This is a genomic window from Streptomyces callyspongiae (genome assembly GCF_047200695.1).
Taxonomy (GTDB): Bacteria; Actinomycetota; Actinomycetes; order Streptomycetales; family Streptomycetaceae; genus Streptomyces.
In genome coordinates this window covers 109375-128015 of sequence record NZ_JBJZOM010000001.1, presented here as the reverse complement: position 1 = coordinate 128015, position 18641 = coordinate 109375, and the positions used below count along the sequence as shown (strand labels likewise).

Below are 18641 nucleotides of genomic sequence, written 5' to 3'. Positions count from 1 at the left end.
GTGTTTCAGAGTGTGCCGAGCTTCATCAGCATGAGCAGCGACAGGAGTTGGATGGCCGAGGCGCCCAGGGCCTTCGTCCAGGGCAGGTCGTGGGACCGGCCGACCATCGAGGTGAACAGGGCCGCTGCGGCGACCCAGGTCGCCCAGCCGACGACCTGGACGGGTGTCGCGGAGGCGCCCATGAACATCGCCAGTAGCAGGCGCGGCAGGTCGCTGAGCGACATGATGAGCATCGACAGGCCGATGGTGGGTGCCCAGAGGCCGGTGCCGCCGAACTGCCGGGCGAGGGTGTGTGTGACCGCGCCCAGCACCAGGCCCATGAGGACGACGGCGACACCGGTGATGGCCACGTACTGGAGGGCCGTGGGCAGGGTGGCGTCGAGGACGTTCTCCCGCGTCTCGTCCAGGCCGAAGACGGCGAGCAGGCCGTAGACGAAGGTCACGCCCAGCGCCGGGCCCCAGACGGGGTGGTCGCGCATCTGCCAGAAGGTGGCGTTGGGGCGGAGCACGATGCCCTTGATCAGTTCGGTGCCGTGCAGCCGCGGACCCGAGGGAGGTCCGGACGGTGCTTCGGCTCCGTCGCCCGGGCCGTACGGTGCCTGGTCGTGGATGCTGAAGGCCCGGGTGTGCCCGGGGTTGTCGGCCTGCGGGCTTCCGCCGGCACCGGCGGGGCCGTACGTGTGGCCGGGGTGCGGCTGCCCGACGCCCTGCGGCTCGCCGAAGTACTCCGGTTCCCCGTAGCCCCCGCTGTTCGTCGGCGTCTGCCACGTCTGGCCGCCGTAGCCCTGCTGCCCCCTGCTCTGCGGTGCGGCGTGCGGGGGGTACTGCCCCTGATGCTGCGCGTCCCGGGGATCCCGGCCGCGTCCCATTCTGAATCCAGCCACGCCCTCGAACGTACCGTGTTCGCGCAGCGGAGGCCCGCCCGCCGGGCAAGTCTCCCGACATCGCCGCTGACCTGTGACATCGGCCGGTCGGGTGAGGCGGGCGCGTGCGGTTCCGCAACGGCGGCGGCCGGCCCCGCGGCTGCGGGACCGGCCGTGTGCGGACTGCGGCGAGGGGTCAGGTCGCGGGTGCGGGGTCGGGATCCGGCTTCGGCTCCGGGTCGGGCTCGTCGGTGTCCGTCTCGCCCTCCGCGGGCGGCGGGTCGGTGGGCGTCCGCACCGAGTCGAGCAGCAGCTGGGCCACGTCGACGACCTGGAGGTTCTCCTGTGCCGCGCCGTCGTTCTTCTTGCCGTTGACGGAGTCGGTGAGCATCACCAGGCAGAACGGGCAGGCGGTGGAGACGATGTCGGGGTTGAGCGACAGGGCCTCGTCCACGCGCTCGTTGTTGATGCGCTTGCCGATCCGCTCCTCCATCCACATGCGGGCGCCGCCGGCGCCGCAGCAGAAGCCGCGTTCCTTGTGGCGGTGCATCTCCTCGTTGCGCAGGCCCGGGACCTTGCCGATGATCTCGCGGGGCGGCGTGTAGACCTTGTTGTGACGCCCCAGGTAGCAGGGGTCGTGGTAGGTGATCAGGCCCTCGACGGGGGTGACGGGGGTGAGCCGGCCCTCGTCGACGAGGTGCTGCAGCAGCTGGGTGTGGTGAATGACCTCGTAGTGGCCGCCCAGCTGCGGGTACTCGTTGGCGAGGGTGTTGAAGCAGTGCGGGCAGGTGGCGACGATCTTCTTCTTCGCCTGCGGGACGGTCACGCCCTCGTCCTCGTCCTCGCCGAAGGCGGCGTTGAGGTTGGCGACGTTCTCCTCGCCGAGCTGCTGGAAGAGGAACTCGTTGCCCAGGCGCCGGGCGGAGTCGCCGGTGCACTTCTCGTCGCCGCCCATGATCGCGAAGTCGACGCCGGCGATGTGCAGCAGTTCCGCGAAGGCCTTGGTGGTCTTCTTCGCGCGGTCCTCCAGGGCGCCGGCGCAGCCGACCCAGTACAGGTACTCGACTCCGGTGAGGTCCTCGACGGTCTTGCCGACGACGGGCACCTCGAAGTCGACCTCCTTGGTCCACTCCAGGCGCTGCTTCTTCGCCAGGCCCCAGGGGTTGCCCTTCTTCTCCAGGTTCTTGAGCATCGTCCCGGCCTCGCTCGGGAAGGCGCTCTCGATCATGACCTGGTAGCGCCGCATGTCGACGATGTGGTCGACGTGCTCGATGTCGACGGGGCACTGCTCGACGCAGGCGCCGCAGGTGGTGCAGGACCACAGCACATCCGGGTCGATGACGCCGTTCGCTGCGGCGTCGCCGACCAGTGGCCGTTCGGCCTCCGCGAGCGCGTCCGCGGGCACGTTCGCGAGCTGGGCCTCGGTGGCCTTTTCCTCGCCCTCCATGGTCTTGCCGCCGCCGGCCAGCAGGTAGGGGGCCTTGGCGTGCGCGTGGTCGCGCAGCGACATGATCATGAGCTTGGGGGAGAGCGGCTTCCCGGTGTTCCAGGCGGGGCACTGGGACTGGCAGCGGCCGCACTCGGTGCAGGTGGAGAAGTCGAGCAGGCCCTTCCAGGAGTAGTCCTCGACCTGGGAGACGCCGAAGCGGACCTCTTCCTCGTTGTCGTCGTCGAGGGCGGTCTCGAAGTCGATCTCCTTGCCGCCGGAGGTCATGGGCTTCAGCTCGCCGAGGGCGGTGGCGCCGTCGGCGTTGCGCTTGAACCAGATGTTGGGGAAGCCGAGGAAGCGGTGCCACGCCACGCCCATGTTGGTGTTGAGGCTGACCACGATCATCCACACGAACGAGGTGCCGATCTTCACCATGGCGGTGAGGTAGACCAGGTTCTGCAGAGTGGGCACGTCCAGGCCGTCGAAGGCGGTCACCAGGGGGTAGGAGGCGAAGTATCCGGCGGTGTAGCCGTCGACGTCGTGGAGGGCACCCTCCAGGCCGCGCAGGGTGAGGATGGCGACGCCGATGATCAGGATGACGGCTTCGACGAAGTAGGCCTGGCCGGTCTTGGAGCCGCTGAAGCGGGATTTGCGTGCCGGGTCCGTGGGGCGGTTCAGCTGGCGGATGACGATGAGGGTGACGATGCCCAGGGTGGTCATCAGGCCGATGAACTCGATGAACAGTTCGTAGGGCAGCCAGGTGCCGATGAGCGGCAGCGTCCACTCGGCCGCGAAGAGCTGCCCGAAGGCGTTCACGAGGGTGAGCAGCAGGGTGTAGAAGCCGATGGCGACGAACCAGTGCGCGAAGCCGACGACGCCCCAGGTGTTCATCCGGGTGTGGCCCAGGAATTCGCGGGCCAGGGTCATGGTGCGCTGCCCCGGTGCGTCGGTGCGGCTGCCCTCGGGCACGGCCTGCCCCAGCCGGACGTGGCGGAAGATCTCGGCGATGGCGCGCGCGAACAACGCGGTGCCCACCACGGCCAGCACCAGCGAGACGACGATCGCGGCGAGTTGCATGACGGCTCCTCGGACCTGCGGGACGAGCCGCCGCCCGCGGAGGCGAAAGCTCGTTTACTAAGCAGTAACTTATGTGGTTCGTACGAGACTACCCACTATCGCAGGAACGCTGCACCCGGTGAGCCCGGTGATCTGCATCGCGCTGTTGCCTGGTATACGGTTTCTGCAGAAAAAGTGCCATCAGTCGGAAATTCAGACCCAGGGGGCACCCTCATGGCGGACAAGGGGAGCGGCCGGGCCGACGCCGAGTCGGCAGGGCGCGACCTGCTGTGGCTCGTCCTCCCCTGGCTCCTGGTGGTGCTGGTCGCGTTGATGGAGTTCGGCGACGACATCGGGCACGCCCCCAATCTGCGCGCCGGCTCCCTCCTCTCTCCGGTTCCGGCCCTGGCGGCTATCAGAGGCTCGCCCGTCCGCGTCCTGGCGGTGTCGGTGGCGGCCCTTTCTCTGGCGATCATGACCTGGCTCATCGGCCCCGAGAAGGCGATCTCCTACCACGTGACGATCGTCGGCGCGGTCGTCGTCGTCAGCCTGGCCAGCCTGGCGGCCAGTTCCTCCCGGGTGCGCCGCGAGAAGCAGCTCAGCCAGGTGCAGCGGATCGCCGAGGCGGCCCAGCTGGCTCTGCTCCCGCCGATGCCCGCGCAGGCCAAGGGGCTCCGCTTCGAGGCCCGTTACGTCGCCGCCGAGTCCGAGGCGCGGATCGGCGGCGACCTCTACGAGGCGGTGGTCGAGAAGGACTTCGTCCGGGTCATCATCGGCGATGTGCGGGGGAAGGGCCTGCCCGCCATCCGTACGGCGTCCGCCGTGCTCGGTGCTTTCCGGGAGGCCTCGCACTACGAGCCGAGCCTGCCCGGGGTGGCGCTCCGCTGCTCCGAGGCCGTCGGGCGTCTGGAGGGTGAGACCGGGGATGCCTACGCGGGCCAGTTGGAGGGGGACGAGTTGTTCGTCACCGCCGTGCTGGTGGAGATCCGTGGTGCGCGGCTGCGGCTGGTCAATCTGGGGCATCCTCCGCCGTTGCTGCTGAATTCCGCCGGGGTCCGGTTCCTCGGGATCGAGGACACCGTTCCGCCGCTCGGGCTCGCGCACGTCGTCACTCCCGAGCCGCCGGTGCTCGCCTGCGACTGGGAACTCGGGGAACGACTGCTGCTCTACACCGACGGCATCGACGAGGCCCGGAGTCCGGACGGGGAGTTCTTCCCGCTGCCGGAGGTCGCGCAGACGCTGCGGGGTGCGTCCGTCGAGACCCTCCCGGACCGGCTGCTGGCGGCCGTGGACCAGCACACCGGCCGTGATCTGCGCGACGACGCCGCAGTGGTCGTCGTCGAGTGGTGCGAGGCTTTCGATCGCGCGTCGGAGCCTGCGCGGTCGACTCCCGCGCCGCGCTGAGTGGCGACCGCCCGACGCCGTCTCCATGTGCCGTACATGGCTTGACCTGCGGATACAGTTATTGTGCCGAGAGCTGCCGCATAAGAGTTGAGTCTGGTGTGCTCATGTCCTTTGACAGATGTCGAGCCGTCGTGCACGCTTGAGTGAGATTCACTCAAGGCATCAGCTGGAGGAAACCGAAATGGCACGTGCGGTCGGCATCGACCTGGGTACGACGAACTCCGTCGTCAGTGTTCTCGAGGGCGGTGAGCCCACCGTCATCACCAATGCCGAGGGCGCCAGGACCACGCCGTCCGTCGTCGCCTTCGCCAAGAACGGTGAAGTGCTCGTCGGCGAGGTCGCCAAGCGGCAGGCCGTCACCAACGTGGACCGGACGGTCCGGTCGGTCAAGCGCCACATGGGCACCGACTGGAAGATCGACCTGGACGGCAAGGACTTCAACCCGCAGCAGATGAGCGCCTTCGTGCTGCAGAAGCTGAAGCGGGACGCGGAGGCCTACCTGGGCGAGAAGGTGACCGACACGGTCATCACCGTTCCCGCCTACTTCAACGACCACGAGCGGCAGGCCACCAAGGAGGCCGGCGAGATCGCCGGCATGAACGTCCTGCGCATCGTCAACGAGCCCACTGCGGCCGCGCTCGCCTACGGCCTCGAGAAGGAGGACCAGACCATCCTGGTCTTCGACCTCGGTGGCGGTACCTTCGACGTCTCGCTGCTGGAGATCGGCGACGGCGTGGTCGAGGTGAAGGCGACCAACGGTGACAACCACCTCGGCGGCGACGACTGGGACCAGCGCATCGTCGACCACCTGGTCAAGCAGTTCCAGTCCGGGCACGGCGTCGACCTGTCCAAGGACAAGATGGCGCTGCAGCGGCTGCGCGAGGCCGCGGAGAAGGCGAAGATCGAGCTGTCCTCCTCCACGGAGACGACGATCAACCTGCCCTACATCACGGCCTCCTCCGAGGGCCCGCTGCACCTGGACGAGAAGCTCACCCGCTCGCAGTTCCAGCAGCTCACCGAGGACCTCCTGGAGCGCTGCAAGACGCCGTTCAACAACGTCATCAAGGACGCCGGCATCCAGCTGTCCGAGATCGACCACGTGGTTCTCGTCGGTGGTTCGACCCGTATGCCGGCCGTCGCCGGCCTGGTCAAGGACCTCACCGGCGGCAAGGACGCCAACAAGGGCGTCAACCCGGACGAGGTCGTCGCCATCGGCGCCAGCCTGCAGGCCGGTGTGCTCAAGGGCGAGGTCAAGGACGTCCTGCTGCTGGACGTCACCCCGCTGTCCCTCGGCATCGAGACCAAGGGCGGCATCATGACCAAGCTGATCGAGCGCAACACGACCATTCCGACCAAGCGCTCGGAGATCTTCACGACGGCCGAGGACAACCAGCCGTCCGTGCAGATCCAGGTCTACCAGGGCGAGCGGGAGATCGCGGCGTACAACAAGAAGCTCGGCATGTTCGAGCTGACCGGCCTGCCGCCGGCGCCGCGCGGTGTGCCGCAGATCGAGGTCACCTTCGACATCGACGCGAACGGCATCATGCACGTCGCGGCGAAGGACCTCGGCACCGGCAAGGAGCAGAAGATGACCGTCACCGGCGGTTCCGCGCTCCCCAAGGACGACATCGAGCGCATGATGCGCGATGCCGAGCAGTACGCCGACGAGGACGCCAAGCGCCGCGAGGCCGCGGAGACCCGCAACCAGGCCGAGCAGCTCGTCTACACGACCGAGAAGTTCCTCAAGGACAACGAGGAGAAGGTCCCGGGCGACGTCAAGACCGAGGTCGAGGAGTCCCTCGCCGACCTGCAGGAGAAGCTGAAGGGCGAGGACACCGCCGCCATCCGCGAGGCCTCCGAGAAGGTCGCGGCCACCAGCCAGAAGCTGGGCCAGGCGCTGTACGCCGACGCGCAGGCCGCCGGCGAGGACGGTGCCCAGGCCGGCGCCGGTGCCGGTGAGGCGAAGGCCGACGGCGACGACGACGTCGTCGATGCCGAGATCGTGGACGACGACAAGCCGAAGGGTGGTGCCGCGTGACGGAGGAGACCCCGGGCTTCCCGCAGGAGCCCGACGTCCCCACCGACGCCGCACTGGACGCGCAGTCCGACGACGCGGCGGCAGCCGCGGCCGCGGGACCCGCCGCCGAGGAGGAGGCGGGTCCCGCGGTCCCGGGCGGGGACGTCCAGGACGGCCAGTCCGCAGAGGCCGCCGCGCTCACGGCGCACCTCGACCAGACCCGTACCGCGCTGAACGAGCGCACGCAGGACCTGCAGCGGCTCCAGGCGGAGTTCCAGAACTACCGCCGCCGGGTCGAGCGGGACCGCGTCTCCGTCAAGGAGGTCGCCGTCGCGAACCTCCTGACGGAACTGCTCCCGGTGCTGGACGACATCGGGCGTGCACGGGACCATGGCGAACTGGTGGGCGGCTTCAAGTCGGTCGCCGAATCGCTGGAGATGGTCGCGGCCAAGATGGGCCTGATGCAGTTCGGCAAGGAGGGCGAGCCGTTCGACCCGACGGTGCACGAGGCGCTCATGCACTCGTACTCGCCCGAGGTGACCGAGACGACGTGCGTGCAGATCCTTCAGCCGGGGTATCGCATCGGCGAACGCACCATCCGCCCCGCGCGGGTGGGTGTCGCCGAACCGCAGCCCGGCGCCCAGGGTTCCGAGGACGACGGGTCCGCGGACGGCGAGGACAGCGGTGGTCCCGACGAGGGCTGACGCGCAGTACGGGAACGCAGGAGAGGAGGGACGTCGGGGATGAGTACCAAGGACTTCATCGAGAAGGACTACTACAAGGTCCTCGGCGTCCCGAAGGACGCCACCGAGGCCGAGATCAAGAAGGCGTACCGGAAGCTCGCCCGGGAGAACCACCCGGACGCCAACCGGGGTGACGCCGCCGCGGAGGAGCGGTTCAAGGACGCCTCGGAGGCCTACGACGTCCTGGGTGACGCCAAGCGGCGCAAGGAGTACGACGAGGCGCGTGCCCTCTTCGGGAACGGCGGCGGATTCCGCCCCGGTCCGGGAGCGGGCGGCGGTTCGTTCAACTTCGACCTCGGCGACCTCTTCGGTGGCACGCAGGGCGGGCCGGCCGGCGCCGGCGGGCCCGGCGGGTTCGGCGGTGGCCTGGGCGACGTCTTCGGCGGTCTGTTCAACCGGGGCGGCGGTGCCGGTACGCGCACCCAGCCGCGCCGGGGGCAGGACGTCGAGTCCGAGGTGACGCTCAGCTTCACCGAGGCCGTCGACGGCGCGACGGTGCCGCTGCGGATGTCTTCCTCGGCGGCCTGCAAGGCCTGTTCGGGCACCGGCGACAAGCACGGCTCCCCGCAGGTGTGCCCCACCTGCGTGGGCACCGGCCAGGTCAGCCGGGGCGGCGGGGGCGGATTCTCGCTCACCGACCCCTGCGTCGACTGCAAGGGGCGGGGCCTCATCGCGCAGGACCCGTGCGACACCTGCAAGGGCAGTGGACGGGCCACGTCCTCGCGCACCATGCAGGTCCGCATCCCGGCCGGTGTCACCGACGGGCAGCGCATCCGGCTGCGCGGCAAGGGCGCTCCCGGCGAGCGGGGCGGTCCCCACGGCGACCTGTACGTGGTGGTGCACGTCGACAAGCATCCCGTGTTCGGGCGCCGCGGCGACAACCTGACGGTCACCGTGCCGGTCACCTTCACGGAGGCCGCGCTCGGCGGGGAGATCAAGGTGCCGACCCTCGGTGGGCCCCCGGTCACCCTGAAACTGCCGCCGGGCACGCCGAGCGGACGGACGATGCGGGCCCGGGGCAAGGGCACCACCCGCAAGGACGGCACCCGCGGCGACCTGCTGGTCACCGTGGAGATTTCGGTGCCGCGGGAGCTCGACGAGAAGGCGCGGGACATCCTGGAGTCCTTCCGGGACGCGACCGCGGACGAGGACCCCAGGGCAGCGCTGTTCAAGGCAGCGAAGGGAGACTGAAATGCCCGGCCGAGACCGCGACAGCCGGCGTTTCGGGGGCCGCCAGCCGTACGAGCTGACGGACGACTCCCCCGTGTACGTCATCTCGGTCGCCGCCCAGTTGTCGGGGCTGCACCCGCAGACCCTGCGGCAGTACGACCGTCTCGGGCTGGTCTCTCCCGACCGGACCGCCGGTCGCGGGCGGCGCTACTCGGCCCGGGACATCGAACTCCTCCGCCAGGTGCAGCAGCTGAGCCAGGACGAAGGCATCAACCTGGCCGGGATCAAGCGGATCATCGAGCTGGAGAACCAGGTCACCGCGCTGCAGTCGCGCGTGGCCGAGCTCCAGCAGGCCGTCGAGGGCGCGGCGGTGGCGATGCGTCAGCGCGAGCAGCAGGTGCACGCCTCGTACCGCCGCGATCTCGTCCCCTACAGCGACATGCACCAGTCGAGTGCGCTGGTCGTCTGGCGCCCCGGAAGGGGCCGCCGGAGCTGACCGGACCGGAAGCTACCGCCGGAGGCCCCGGCCGCTCTGCCACGCAGAGCGGCCGGGGCCTCCGGCATGTCGCGGTGGCGGGCCCGGCCGCCGCTGGGGGCGCGCCTCCCGAGAGGTGGATTTTTGGTTACCGTGCGGTAGGGCTTGTTTTCGACAGAATGAAAGTCTTCACTATGGCGACAACAGCCCCGGTTGCTCGTCCGGTCGGGGAAGGTCTCCATCCGGAAGCGGGTGACAGTCGGTGAGCACCATCAGCTCCACAGCGCCGAACGGCGGTCCCGACGTGGACGCCCTCGTCGCGACGGTCGGGGTCCAGATCCGGGCGCTGCGCAAGCAGTCCGGGCTGACGCTCGACGACCTGAGCCGGACCTCGGGTGTGAGCACAGGGCTCATCAGCCAGGTGGAACGCGGCAAGGGCAACCCGTCCTTCGCCACGCTGGTGCAACTCGCCCACGGACTCGACATCCCTGTGGGCCGGCTGTTCCACCTCAGCGAGCAGATCAGCCCGGTGGTGCGCCGCTCCGAGCGGCGCAACCTGGACTTCCACGGCGTCCAGGGGCCGCAGGACGCCCGCTACGAACTGCTCACCCCGACCGTCACCGGGGCGCTGGAGGTCCTCTGGGTGGAGACCCAGCCGGGCCACGACACCAGCGACACCCCTTTCCGGCACAACGGCGAGGAGTTCGGCCTCGTCCTCTCCGGCGTGAAGGACGTCTATCTGGACGGCGTCCGGCACCGCCTGGAGGCCGGTGACTCCATCACCTACCCCAGCAGCACACCCCACTGGTACGCCAACCCCGGCGATCAGCCCTCCGTCTCGGTCTGGGTGATCACGCCGCCCAGCTGGTAGGCGCCGACAGCCTCCCGGCCCGCACTCCCGTCCCCTCTCCGGCGCACCGGCCCGCAGGTCGGTGTGCAGACCCAGCACGGCCGAAAACCGTGCCTTCCCCTTGCGAGGTGCCCCGCATGGCATCAGTCATCGAAAGAGAAACCAGCGACGAACCACGCATCTCCCGGCGCCGCGCCCTGGTCGCACTCGGCGGCGGCAACGCCGTCGAGTGGTACGACTGGATGGTCTACGGCCTGCTCGCGGCCTACATCGGCCCCCAGTTCTTCCCCTCGGGCGACGCGGTCGCCGACACGATGTCCGCACTCGCCGTCTTCGCCGTCGGGTTCGCGGCCCGGCCGCTCGGCGCCGTCGTGTTCGGCACGCTCGCCGACCGGATCGGCCGACGCCTCGTGATGCTGCTCTCCGTCGGCACCATGGTCTTCAGCACCGCGGTGATCGCGGTCCTTCCCACGCACGCCTCCCTCGGTATCTGGGCCGGAGCCGTCCTGCTGCTCTGCCGCATCCTCCAGGGCCTGTCGACCGGCATCGAAGCCCCCCTCAACTCGGCGTACATCGTGGAGATGGCCCCCGAAGGCCAGACCGCACGGTTCGGCGGCATCGTCAGCGTGTACGTCCAGGCCGGCATCATCGGCGCCTCCCTGGTCTGCTTCCTGACCAGTGCCGCTGTCGGCGCCGAGGCCATGGCCGCCTGGGGCTGGCGGATCCCGTTCGTCATCGGCGTCGTGGTGGGACTGTTCTTCCTCTGGCTGCGCCGCTCCCTGCCCGAGACGCTCAACCAGGAGGAGAATCGTTTCTCCTCCAAGGGGAGCACCGTCACCGCGCCCGGGAACGCCTCCGTGACCGCCCCTCCGGCGCCGCAGCCCAGCATCCAGGACGTGTGGCGGGGAGTCCTGCGCCACCGCTTCCCCCTGCTCACCATCGTGTTCGTCGTCGCCGGAGCCCAGGCGCTCAACTACACCTGGGCCGTCGGACTGCCCAGCCTGGCGCGCTCCGCCTACGGCGAGAACCCCACGCATGTCTTCGCGGTCTCCACCCTGGCCGGCCTGGTCGTCGGTGTCCTGTACCCCGTGGTCGGCCGCATCGCCGACCGCAACCGGATCTCCCGCACCTTCGTGTTCTCCCGCCTCGCCGTGGTGCCGATGGTCTTCCTGGTCCTCGCCTACCAGGGGTCCGGCATCACTACCTTCGCCGCAGTGATGCTGATCGGCGCACCCCTGCTGGCCTTCAACATGGGCCTCTACAACACCGTCTCCGCGACGCTCATGCCGATGACCTGCCGCGTGACCGGCGTCGGCCTCGGCTACGCCGTGGGCGTCGCCGGCTTCGGCGGCACCGCGCCCTACGTCCTGCTCTGGCTCCAGGAGGCCGACGCCGTCTGGGCCTTCCCCGCCTACGTGGCTGTGCTCGGGCTGACCAGCGTCCTGCTCTACGTACTCGCCTTCCGCCGCGGCTGTGTCCGCGTCGGGAACTGAAAGGAGACCCCGTGTCCTCCATCCAGACGATCGCTCTCGACGCCGTCGAGGCACCCGTCGTCCGCAGGTCCGACGTGGTCGTGGTCGGCGGTGGCCCCGCAGGGGTCAGCGCGGCGGTCTCCGCGGCACGCAGCGGCGCCCGGGTCACCCTGCTGGAACGCTATTCGGCACTCGGGGGCCTCGCCTCCGGTGGCATGGTTCTCGTCCTCGACGACATGGTCAACGGCGACGAGATCACCGTGTCCGGCATCGTCGACGAGTACGTGGAACGCATGGGCAAGCTGGGCCTGGCCGTGTACCCGCCCGCAGCGGAGCGCTACTCGGCACCCGAGATGTGGCACAAGTGGAGCCGGTGGGGCGCCTTCGACTTCCACTCCCACACCAACCCGAAGCCCATCTGCTACTCCGTCGCCTTCGACCCCGACGGCTGGAAGCGCGTCTCCAACGACCTGGTGCGCGAGAACGGCGTCGACCTGCGGCTCCACAGCTGGTTCTCCCGCCCGATCGTGCAGGACGGCGCGATCAAGGGCGTGGTGTGCGAGACCAAGTCCGGTCCGCAGGCCGTCATGGGCGACGTCGTCGTGGACACCACCGGCGACATCGACGTGGCCTCCCGGTCGGGCGCCGCCCACATCAAGGACAAGTACCTCGTCACGCTGGTCTTCCGCCTCGGAGGCGTCGACACCGCGGCCGCCGAGCGGTTCGAGCAGGCCGATCCCCGCGCCGCCCGTGCCATCAACCGCAAGATCAAGCGACTGCTCGGCGGTGCCTGGGAGCTGTGGTGGCTGAAGACCCCGATCCCCGGAGTGGTGTGGTGCAACTGCCCGCACATGACGGGCTTCGACGGCACCGACCCGGAATCGCTCACCGAGGCCGAGTTCGAGGCTCGCTCCAGGATCGGATCCGTCCTCGACCACATCCGGCAGGACCTCCCCGGATTCGAGAACGCCTACCTGCTCGACGTGGCCGAGCAGATGGGTGTCCGTCAGACCCGCCTGCTGGACGGCGAGTACGTCGTTACCAAGGAGGACGTCACCTCCCGGCGCCACTTCCCCGACAGCGTCGCACGCGGCCGCGACTACTACACCCCCTACCGCGCCCTGCTGCCGCGCGGGGTGGACCAGCTGCTGGTCGCCGGCAGGCACTACTCGGCCACCCCCGAGGCGCAGCGCATCTCCCGCGAGATACCGCCGTGCATGGCCATGGGCCAGGCGGCGGGCATCGCGGCGGCGACCGCCGCGGACCGGGGCGTGACCGTGCGGGAGGTCGACCCCGCGGTCGTCCAGCAGCGGATGCGGGACCAGGGCGCCGACCCCGGCGACGTGCCCGCTCCGAACGCCACCGTCGACGCCCCGAAGGAGCTGTCCGCATGACCGGTTCTCCCGACTCCCAGCCGCTCGACGGCATCAGGGTGCTCGACTTCACCCAGGTGTTCATGGGGCCTTCGTGCACCCAGCTCCTCGGCGACCACGGCGCCGACGTCGTGAAGGTCGAACGTCCCGGCACCGGAGACATCTCCCGGACCTCCATCCCCGACGACGCCGGACTCGACAACCCCATCTTCCTGGCCATCAACCGCAACAAGCGCAGTGTCGCGCTGGACACCCGCACCGAGGAGGGGCGCGGCGCCGTCCGCGAACTGGCGCGCACCGCCGACGTGGTGGTCAGCAACTTCCGGGCCGGCGTGATGGAACGCATGGGCTTCGGCTACGACGACCTCCGAGCCGTCAACCCACGGCTGATCTGGGCCTCCGGAACCGGATTCGGCACCGAGGGGCCCTACCGGCACAAGGGCGGGCAGGACGCCGTCGCCCAGTCCTACAGCGGCGTGATGCACCGCCGGACCGCCGAGGACGATCCCTTCACGCTGTACCCGACGACGCTCTGCGACTACACCACCGGCATGCACCTGTTGCAGGGCATCCTGCTGGCGCTGCTGCACCGGGAACGCACCGGTGAGGGCCAGAAGGTCGAGGTGTCGATGTACGACTCGATGCTCCACATGCAGATGCAGGAGGCCTGCCAGCAGCTCAACCGGGGCTTCGAGATCAACTGGGCCGCGATGCCGCTGACCGGGGTGTTCCCCACCACCGACGGCGCCGTCTGCCTGGTGGGCGGCTTCACCCGGGACCCCCTGCACCACCTGAGCATCGCCCTCGAACTCGACGAGGACCTCTCGCAGCGTCCGGAACTTGCCGACCTCCGGGGGCAGTTCGCACATCGTCCCGAGATCCAGCACATCCTCGCCGAGCGTCTCGCGGTGAACTCCACCGCGTACTGGCTCAAGCGGCTGGAGGAGCAGGACATCCTCTGCGCGCCCGTGCGCAGCCTGGAGCAGGCGCTGGAGGACGAGCAGACTGCCGTCAACGACATGATCGTCGAGATGGACCATCCGGTGGCCGGGCGGATCCGCGCCCTCAACACACCCCTCCACCTCTCCGGGGCTCCCGGGCAGGTGCGGCGCGTACCGCCGCGGCTCGGCGAGCACGGCGACGAGGTCCTCACCGAACTCGGCTACGACCAGCAGCAGATCGCCCTGCTGCGCGAGAAGGGGGTGTTGAGGTGAGCGCGGAGAGCTCTGTCGGCACCGTCGACTACCGCAGGGACGGGCACGTCGCCCGCGTCACCATCGACCGTCCCGCGGTGCTCAACGCGGTGGACGCGAAGAGCGCCGCGCGGCTCGGCGAGATCTGGGACGAGATCGAGGCCGACCCGGAGGTCCGCGTCGTGGTCGTCACCGGCGGCGGCGACCGGTCGTTCTGCGTCGGCGCGGACATGTCCGCCGAGGCCGTCGAACGCACCGGGCTCGAGTACTGGGCCGACCTCGATCCCAACGGCTTCGGCGGACTCGCGCTGCGGACCAGCCTCGACGTGCCCGTCATCGCCCGCGTCAACGGGTATGCCCTGGGTGGCGGCATGGAGATGGTGCTGGGCTGCGACATCGTGGTGGCCGCCGAGCACGCGCGGTTCGGGCTCACCGAACCCCGCGTCGGCCGCATCCCGCTCGACGGCGGCGTGTTCCAGCTGGTCCGGCGCGTCCCGCACACCGCCGCGATGGGGATGCTGCTCACCGGCCGGAAAGTGCCCGCCGCGGAGATGCGGGCGATGGGCCTGGTCAACGAGGTCGTGCCGAGGGAGGAACTGGACGCCGCGGTCGACCGGTGGGTCGGCGACGTGCTGGCCTGCGCCCCCACCTCCCTGCGGGCCGTCAAGCAGATGGTGCAGCGCGGCGCCCGGTTGTCGCCGCAGGACGCGCACGCCCTGCGCACGCCCGCTCTGATGGCCGCGCTGGACAGCGAGGACGCCGCCGAGGGAGTCCGGGCCTTCCAGGAGAAGCGGGCACCGCGGTGGACCGGCCGGTGAGCCGCCGCGGCGGCACGGGGAAGCGGAGGTCCGCATGACGGTTCCCACCGTCCGGCCGCTCGACCGCGGCGTGTGGGGCGTGGTGGCGACTCCGTTCCACGGCCCCTCCCGCGACGTGGACCGCACCGGCCTGGCCCGACTCGTGCAGCACTACGCGCGGATCGGGGTGCGCGGGCTGACCGTGCTCGGCGTCTTCGGCGAAGCGGCACGGCTCTCGCACCGCGAGCGCCGCACCGTACTGGACGTGGTCGCCGGCACCGTGGACCTGCCGATCGTGGTGGGAGCCACCTCGCTCGCCACGGCGCCACTCCTGGAGGAGACGGACCTCCTGCGGGAGGCGGTCGGCCCCGACCGGATCGCGGGCGTCATGGTGCAGGTCAACTCGCCCCGCCCCGGCACTGTCGCGCAGCATCTGCGGGACGTCCACGACGCGACGGGCCTGCCGCTGGTCCTGCAGGACTACCCGGTCGCGTCCGGGGTCCGCATCACCGCCGCCGACCTGGTGCGCGTCGTACGGGCCACCCCGTCGGTGGCGGCGGTGAAGGCGGAGAATCCGCCCACCCCGGCCGCCGTGGCCGCACTGACGGCGGAGGTGGACGTGCCGGTGTTCGGCGGTCTCGGTGGGCTGGGGCTGCTCGACGAACTCGCGGCGGGCTCGGCAGGCGCCATGACCGGCTTCTCGTGTCCGGAGGGCCTGGTGGCCTGTGTGGAGGCATGGGAGCGCTCCGGCTACGCGGCTGCTCGGGAGGCGTACCTGCCCTACCTGCCGCTGGTGAACTTCGAGGCGCAGGCCGGGATCGGACTCGCGCTGCGGAAGGAGGCCGTACGGCAGCGGGGCCTCTTCCCCGACGCCGCGGTCCGGCCGCCTGCGCAGCCGCTCCCCGTCGCCCTGGTACCCCAGCTGGCACGGCATCTGGCGGCCGTGCCGGTGGCCGGTGCGGAAGGAGCGGACTGATGGATCTGGGACTCCGGGACCGCGTGGCGCTCGTGGCCGCCTCCACCGGCGGTCTGGGACGCGCCGTCGCCGAAGCGCTCGCCGCCGAGGGTGCGGCCGTCGTGGTCTGCGGACGGCGCGGGGACCGTGCGGCCGGGATCGCCGCGACCCTGCCGCGTGCCGTCGGCGTACGGGCCGACCTCACCGCACCGGACGGACCCGCGCGTCTGGCCGAGGCCGCACGCGAGGCCTTCGGCCCACCCGACGTGTTGGTGCTGAACGGGCCGGGACCGCCGACCGGAACGGCGGAGGCGGCCTCGCCCACCGGACTTGCGCAGGCGTTCGACGCGCTCGTGCTGGCCCAGCAGCGCCTGGTGGCCTCGGTGCTGCCCGCGATGCGGGAACGCGGGTGGGGGCGGGTGCTCGCGCTCGGCTCCAGCGGCGTCGTCGAACCGATTCCCGGTCTGGTGCTGTCGAACATGGGACGCGCCGCACTGGCCGGCTACCTCAAGACGCTCGCCGCGGAGGTCGCGCGGGACGGCGTCACCGTCAACATGCTGCTGCCCGGCCGGATCGCCACGGACCGGGTGGCGCGACTCGATGCCGCTCGCGCCGAGCGCGAGGGCCGGCCCGCCGACGAGGTCGCCGCCGCGTCGCAGGCCGCGATTCCCGCCGGACGGTACGGCACACCGCAGGAGTTCGCCGCCGCGGCCGCCTTCCTCTGCGGCGCGCCCGCCTCGTACGTCACCGGGGCTGCGCTGCGGTGCGACGGCGGCCTGGTCCGCAGCCTCTGACTGCCGCCCCGATCACCCGGGGGCGGAGCGCCGAACCGCCGGCCTCCGTCCCGAACCGTCACCGAGGCCCCACCGAAGGAGACCACCCGTGAACACCTACCGGATCCGCAACCTCATCGACGGCCACCACCAGGGCGCCGACGACATCGAGCGGCGCAACCCGGCGGACCCCTCCGACCTCGTCGCACTCCTCCCCTCCTCCGGGGCGCAGGAGGTCACGGCCGCCGTCGACGCGGCGGCCGCCGCCCAGCCGGCCTGGGCGGCCCGTCCGGCGCCGGCGCGGGGAGCCGTCCTCACGAACGCGGCGGAGATCCTCCGCTCGCGGCTCGACGGCGTCGCCCGTGACCTGGTCCGGGAGGAGGGGAAGACGCTCGCCGAAGCGAAGGGCGAGGTGCAGCGGGCCGTCGACGTGCTCCGCTTCTTCGGTGCGCAGGGCTGGAGTTCCAACGGCGACTGCCTGCCGAGCGGCCAGCCGGACACCCTGGTCCACACCCGGCGCGAACCCCTCGGCGTGGTCGGCCTGATCACGCCGTGGAACTTCCCGATCGCCATTCCGGCCTGGAAGGCGGCACCCGCTCTGGTGAGCGGCAACGCGGTGGTGCTCAAGCCCGCCGAACTCACCCCGGTGTCGGCGCACCACCTGGCCGCGGCGCTCACCGAGGCGGGCCTGCCTCCGGGCGTGCTGAACGTGGTGCACGGCCGCGGCGGGACGGCCGGGGCGGCACTGGTCGCCGACCCCCGGGTCGCCGGGGTCTCCTTCACCGGCTCGACGGCGGTCGGGACGCGGATCGAGCAGCAGATGCACGCCCGGCGCGGCCGGGTGCAGGTCGAGATGGGCGGCAAGAACGCGCTGGTCGTCCTGGACGACGCGGACGTCGGGGCCGCCGCGCGGATCGCCGCGGCGGGCGGTTTCGGGCTCACCGGGCAGGCGTGCACCGCCTCCTCCCGCGTGGTGTGCACCCCCGGGGTGTACGACGCGTTCGTGTCCGCGCTGGTCGAGGAGGCCAAGCGCTACGTACCCGCCGACGGTCTCGCCGAGGGCACGGTGATGGGGCCGGTGGCCGACCGGGCCCAGCTGTCGGGCATCCTCGACGCCCTGGAGCAGGCGCGTCGCGACGGGGCCGCGTTCGCGACCGGCGGCGAGGCGCCGGAGGGACTGATGCTGGCGCCGGTGGTGCTCACCGGCCTCGGGCCGGAGTCCTCCGCCGCCCGCGACGAGATCTTCGGGCCGGTCGTCTGCGTGCTCCGGGCCGACGACCTCGACGAGGCGATCGAGGTCGTCGAGGACTCCCGCTACGGCCTGGCGGCCGCCGTCTGCACCCGGGACCTGTCGGCCGCCATGGCCTTCGCCGGGCGGGTCCGCGCCGGCGTCGTCAAGGTCAACCGCCCGACCACGGGTCTCGACCTCAACGTGCCGTTCGGCGGCGTCGGCGACTCGTCGAGCAACACCTTCCGCGAACAGGGAGCGAGCGCCGTGGAGTTCTTCACCTGGTCCAAGTCGGTCTACCTCGGCTGGTAGGCCGAGGCGCTCTGCCGCGGGACGTGCCGCACGGGTCCGGCACGGCGGGCTCGTCCGTCGTGCCGGGCCCGTCGTGCGGGCGCATCATGGAGGGGAGGGGGGTCGTGGCGACGAACGCGAAAGGCTGATGACGATGACGTTCATCCAGGTCATCGAGTACGACACCAAGCGTCCCGCCGAGATGGAGCTGCTGTACGACGAGTTCCTGCGAGCCACCGAGGGCAAGCGGACCCTGACGCACGAGTTCCACACGCACGACCGGGAACGGACCGAGCACTACGTGGACATCGTGGAGTTCCCCTCCTACGAGGCCGCGATGAAGAACAACGACCTGCCGGAGACGCAGGACCTCGCCGCCCGCATGCGGGAGTTGTGCACGGGCGAACCGAGGTTCCTCAACCTCGAGGTTCTGGACGACCAGACGTACCCGCGCGGCTGACGCCGGGCAGTACCGGACGGATCACGGCGAGGAGTGCCCGGGCGGGCGGTCCCCGGTGTGCATGCCGAGGACGGCCTCGTCCTTTGCTCCGG

At 70.8% G+C, this 18641-nt stretch carries 16 protein-coding genes; 14 read left to right on the top strand and 2 right to left on the bottom strand.

Features of this window, described 5'->3' with window-relative positions; translation table 11 throughout:
* Window positions 1-5: 5 nt before the first annotated feature.
* The gene (locus ACL06G_RS00615) at window positions 6-884 is read right to left on the bottom strand and encodes a Yip1 family protein (RefSeq protein WP_412784804.1); all 879 of its coding nucleotides are present in this window, start codon (window positions 882-884) and stop codon (window positions 6-8) included.
* A 175-nt stretch (window positions 885-1059) separates the two neighbouring features.
* Window positions 1060-3369 carry a (Fe-S)-binding protein gene (locus tag ACL06G_RS00610; RefSeq protein ID WP_412784805.1) on the bottom strand — a complete coding sequence of 770 codons (2310 nt, stop codon included), beginning with the start codon at window positions 3367-3369 and terminating at the stop codon, window positions 1060-1062.
* Between the two features lie 213 nt (window positions 3370-3582).
* On the opposite strand from ACL06G_RS00610, the gene ACL06G_RS00605 reads away from it, so the two are divergent.
* From ACL06G_RS00605 to ACL06G_RS00540, 14 genes are all read left to right on the top strand, one after another.
* The gene (locus tag ACL06G_RS00605) at window positions 3583-4752 is read left to right on the top strand and encodes a PP2C family protein-serine/threonine phosphatase (RefSeq protein ID WP_412784806.1); all 1170 of its coding nucleotides are present in this window, start codon (window positions 3583-3585) and stop codon (window positions 4750-4752) included.
* 181 nt (window positions 4753-4933) lie between these two features.
* Window positions 4934-6790, top strand: coding sequence for a molecular chaperone DnaK (gene dnaK, locus ACL06G_RS00600; RefSeq protein ID WP_412784807.1), 1857 nt, complete (start codon window positions 4934-4936; stop codon window positions 6788-6790).
* Window positions 6787-7473 (top strand): nucleotide exchange factor GrpE, encoded by a 687-nt coding sequence (gene grpE, locus ACL06G_RS00595; RefSeq protein ID WP_412784808.1) that lies wholly within the window; start codon window positions 6787-6789, stop codon window positions 7471-7473. Before dnaK ends, grpE begins: the two co-directional genes overlap by 4 nt.
* 39 nt (window positions 7474-7512) lie before the next feature.
* On the top strand, window positions 7513-8703 hold the full coding sequence (gene dnaJ / locus ACL06G_RS00590; RefSeq protein WP_412784809.1) for a molecular chaperone DnaJ: 1191 nt from the start codon (window positions 7513-7515) through the stop codon (window positions 8701-8703).
* A 1-nt stretch (window position 8704) separates the two neighbouring features.
* The gene (locus ACL06G_RS00585) at window positions 8705-9178 is read left to right on the top strand and encodes a heat shock protein transcriptional repressor HspR (protein WP_412784810.1); all 474 of its coding nucleotides are present in this window, start codon (window positions 8705-8707) and stop codon (window positions 9176-9178) included.
* A 241-nt stretch (window positions 9179-9419) separates the two neighbouring features.
* Window positions 9420-10028, top strand: a complete 609-nt coding sequence (locus tag ACL06G_RS00580; protein ID WP_412784811.1) for a helix-turn-helix domain-containing protein — start codon at window positions 9420-9422, stop codon at window positions 10026-10028.
* A gap of 116 nt (window positions 10029-10144) precedes the next feature.
* Entirely contained in the window at window positions 10145-11500 is a 1356-nt protein-coding gene (locus ACL06G_RS00575) for an MFS transporter (protein ID WP_412784812.1), read from the top strand.
* An 11-nt stretch (window positions 11501-11511) separates the two neighbouring features.
* Window positions 11512-12873, top strand: a complete 1362-nt coding sequence (locus tag ACL06G_RS00570; protein ID WP_412784813.1) for an FAD-dependent oxidoreductase — start codon at window positions 11512-11514, stop codon at window positions 12871-12873.
* Window positions 12870-14066, top strand: a complete 1197-nt coding sequence (locus ACL06G_RS00565) for a CaiB/BaiF CoA transferase family protein (protein ID WP_412784814.1) — start codon at window positions 12870-12872, stop codon at window positions 14064-14066. Before ACL06G_RS00570 ends, ACL06G_RS00565 begins: the two co-directional genes overlap by 4 nt.
* Window positions 14063-14863 (top strand): enoyl-CoA hydratase-related protein, encoded by an 801-nt coding sequence (locus ACL06G_RS00560; protein ID WP_412784815.1) that lies wholly within the window; start codon window positions 14063-14065, stop codon window positions 14861-14863. Before ACL06G_RS00565 ends, ACL06G_RS00560 begins: the two co-directional genes overlap by 4 nt.
* Window positions 14864-14897: 34 nt before the next feature.
* Window positions 14898-15818 carry a dihydrodipicolinate synthase family protein gene (locus ACL06G_RS00555; protein ID WP_412784816.1) on the top strand — a complete coding sequence of 307 codons (921 nt, stop codon included), beginning with the start codon at window positions 14898-14900 and terminating at the stop codon, window positions 15816-15818.
* Window positions 15818-16591: an SDR family oxidoreductase gene (locus ACL06G_RS00550; protein ID WP_412784817.1), complete on the top strand. Its 774-nt coding sequence runs from the start codon at window positions 15818-15820 to the stop codon at window positions 16589-16591. Before ACL06G_RS00555 ends, ACL06G_RS00550 begins: the two co-directional genes overlap by 1 nt.
* Before the next feature lie 88 nt (window positions 16592-16679).
* On the top strand, window positions 16680-18110 hold the full coding sequence (locus tag ACL06G_RS00545; protein WP_412835162.1) for an aldehyde dehydrogenase family protein: 1431 nt from the start codon (window positions 16680-16682) through the stop codon (window positions 18108-18110).
* 133 nt (window positions 18111-18243) lie between these two features.
* Window positions 18244-18549 carry a hypothetical protein gene (locus ACL06G_RS00540; protein ID WP_412784819.1) on the top strand — a complete coding sequence of 102 codons (306 nt, stop codon included), beginning with the start codon at window positions 18244-18246 and terminating at the stop codon, window positions 18547-18549.
* Window positions 18550-18641: the final 92 nt, after the last annotated feature.

Coding starts and splice junctions, on each gene's coding strand:
- ACL06G_RS00575 (WP_412784812.1), top strand. CDS start 10,145: ATGGCATCAGTCATCGAAAGAGAAACCAGCGACGAACCACGCATCTCC.
- ACL06G_RS00550 (WP_412784817.1), top strand. CDS start 15,818: ATGGATCTGGGACTCCGGGACCGCGTGGCGCTCGTGGCCGCCTCCACC.
- ACL06G_RS00555 (WP_412784816.1), top strand. CDS start 14,898: ATGACGGTTCCCACCGTCCGGCCGCTCGACCGCGGCGTGTGGGGCGTG.
- ACL06G_RS00610 (WP_412784805.1), bottom strand. CDS start 3,369: ATGCAACTCGCCGCGATCGTCGTCTCGCTGGTGCTGGCCGTGGTGGGC.
- dnaK (WP_412784807.1), top strand. CDS start 4,934: ATGGCACGTGCGGTCGGCATCGACCTGGGTACGACGAACTCCGTCGTC.
- ACL06G_RS00540 (WP_412784819.1), top strand. CDS start 18,244: ATGACGTTCATCCAGGTCATCGAGTACGACACCAAGCGTCCCGCCGAG.
- ACL06G_RS00605 (WP_412784806.1), top strand. CDS start 3,583: ATGGCGGACAAGGGGAGCGGCCGGGCCGACGCCGAGTCGGCAGGGCGC.
- ACL06G_RS00585 (WP_412784810.1), top strand. CDS start 8,705: ATGCCCGGCCGAGACCGCGACAGCCGGCGTTTCGGGGGCCGCCAGCCG.
- ACL06G_RS00565 (WP_412784814.1), top strand. CDS start 12,870: ATGACCGGTTCTCCCGACTCCCAGCCGCTCGACGGCATCAGGGTGCTC.
- dnaJ (WP_412784809.1), top strand. CDS start 7,513: ATGAGTACCAAGGACTTCATCGAGAAGGACTACTACAAGGTCCTCGGC.